This window comes from Phenylobacterium sp. (genome assembly GCF_037138395.1).
In the GTDB taxonomy this organism is placed as follows: domain Bacteria; phylum Pseudomonadota; class Alphaproteobacteria; order Caulobacterales; family Caulobacteraceae; genus Phenylobacterium.
On sequence record NZ_JBAXIM010000234.1, the window covers coordinates 1 to 2,475 of the forward strand.

The 2,475-nt window shown below is 65.3% G+C and carries 1 protein-coding gene; it reads right to left on the minus strand.

Annotated features, from left to right (window positions below):
- A partial coding sequence (locus tag WCJ52_RS12690) for a S8 family serine peptidase (RefSeq protein ID WP_336903669.1) occupies positions 1-2,415 on the minus strand: 2,415 nt, incomplete at its 3' end.
- Positions 2,416-2,475: the final 60 nt, after the last annotated feature.

Here is a 2,475-nt window from a genome sequence, read left to right on the forward strand (position 1 = left end):
GGACACCTCGGACTGGCCGAAGGGCAGGCGGCGGCCGTACTCGACCTCGCCGGCGAAGGGGCGCTCCTGAGCCACGTCGAAGGGCCGGGACACGATACCCTTTTCCCCGGTCATCCGGTTCACGACCTCCACGCCGCTGAAGCTCATCTGGCCCTTCTCGATGAAGAGGGGCTGGGAGAGGGACAGGCGGGCGGTGTCGCCGCTGGTGAAGAGGTCTTGGGCCGACAGGGTGGCCTGCCAGGCGGAGGTCTTCAGGCCGCTGGCCTCGGTCTGGAGGGCGGCGGAGCCGGCGGTGCGGGTTTCGCCGACCGAGCCGGAGAGGTTGAGCTGCAAGCTGGCTCCAAGTCCCGCCTGCAGGCCGACATTGACCGAGTCGCTGACCGCGCCATCGCCGAAGTCTGCCGCCTCGAGGGACTGGACGCCGAGAACCGCGGCGTCTTCCTTCAGGCGGACATAGCCGGCGCTGATCGAGATGGCGTCTGAGACCCGGTAGGTCATGCCGACAGCACCGGCGCGGGCCGAGTAGGTCTCTGCCGCGCTTCCGGCCCGGAGGATCGAAGTTCCTGAGGTGTCGTCACGGCGGTCCGTGCGCTCCGTGGCGCCCGTGGTGAGGCTGAGCCGGTCGGTCAGGCGACCTTCATAGCCCATGTAGGCACCGCCAGAGGCGAGGCCCAGCATGGGGCTCACCCCGCCGAGGGTCGGGTTGAAGTCGGCGGCCGAGGCCCGGCCAGAGAAGGCCGCCAGGTAGCGTGCGCCGTCCCCGAAACCGAAGTCGGCGGTGGCCGTATCGGTAGAAAGGTGCAGGCGGGACTGCGTATCCATGCCCTGGGCGTCGAAGCCCGGCCGGACCTCGCGCGGGGCGAGGCTCAGGGTCATGTCCGCACCCCAGGGATTGGCCACCAGGGTCTCGCCCGGTCCGAAGCCCAGGCTGGAGCCACCCTCGGCGAAACCTCGGTTCTGGGACTTGGCCCAACCGCTCAGTCGGCTGAGGATATAGCCCTGGAAGAACTCCGAGGATCCTGACTTCGTGGTGAAGGTTTGCCCGATGAGGCGCGACGAGAGGGGGATACCGAAGTCCCGCTCCACGGTCCCGACCTTCTCGAAGGCGTAGTAGTAGAGCCCTGCGGAGCTGATGCCCTTCTTGCCTTCAGAATCAAAATCGCTGAGGACCTGCTTGACTGAGTAACCTGTCAGCTTTCCGCTGGTGTCGGCCTTGTACCAGACCAGGGTGCCGAAATCGAGCGGTGACTGGGCTGCCGTGATGTCCAGCAGACCAGCACCGTAAACCGAGTCGATACCTGGCGCGCCCAGGTCCCGGGCAGATTTCAGCAGGATAGAGGCGGTTTCGGCAGGCTTGGCCGCGAACCAGGGCCAGCGGTCCTGGATGAGGGCGGCCGCACCGGAGACCAGGGGCGCCGCAAGGGAAGTCCCGCTGGCGCGCTTCACCCCGCCCGCGTCGTCCTCCACAAGGATAAGTTCGCCAGGGGCGACGAGGAAGCGGTCCATCAGCCGCGCGCCGGCCAGGCACTTGCCATCCGAAAGGAGGCAGGCGGTTCCCGGGCGGTTCGAGAAGTTCGAGATCTTGCCGTCCAGGGTTACCGACCCGACGACGAGGATCTCCGGATTGGTCTTGAAGTTCCAGTCGATGTTCTGCGTCTGGCTCACGCCCTGGTTGCCGGCCGCCACGACAAAGAGGCTGGTCTTCGCCGTTCCTGAAACGTCGGGGCGGCTGAAGACGCCATTCCAGCCCTGGTCTAGGGTGGTTCCCGGTATGCCCAGGGACATGTTGACAATGCTGGCCCGGTTGGCGGTCAGCATCTTGACGCCGGTGGCGATGTCTTCCCAGCCGGCGGTCCCGGTCTCGTCGAAGGGATTGTAGGCGATGACCCGGGAGCGCGGGGAAATCCCCATCACGCCGGTCCCGTCGTGGGCCCCGACCATCAGGCCGGCAACGGCCGCCCCGTGGCCATTGGTGAACTTGGAGGCACCGCCGTAGCTGACAATATTATTCTTCACGATGGAGCCGTTCAGGACGGTGAAGTCCAGTAGGCCGATCACCGTGTCCGCGCCGGAACCCTGGGTCTGGGTCAGTTGCGGGTTCCAGCGGACCGTACCCATCCAGTGGTCCACATGGTCGGCCTTGGCGTAGTTCATCAGGCCGTCATAGAACTCCATGAACAGCATGGCCTGCTGCGATTGGGTGAGCTTTGCGTAGCTTGCGGGATCGGACGTTTTGACGCCGTACTTGGCGAGCAGGGGCGTGACAAAGCCGGTGGTAAAGGTCTTACCTGTCTGGGCGGTATAGGTAGCGCCCCAGAATTCCTCGGCGGTCTTCATCACTTCGCCGACCTTTGAGTTCACTTCATTGAGGCTCGACTTTGAGCCCGACTTCTGGGCCTTGGCCCAGACGCCCATGACCTCTTCCCAATTCGATCCGGCCTCCTTCCAGTATTCTCCCAACTTTTCCCCGTTGGC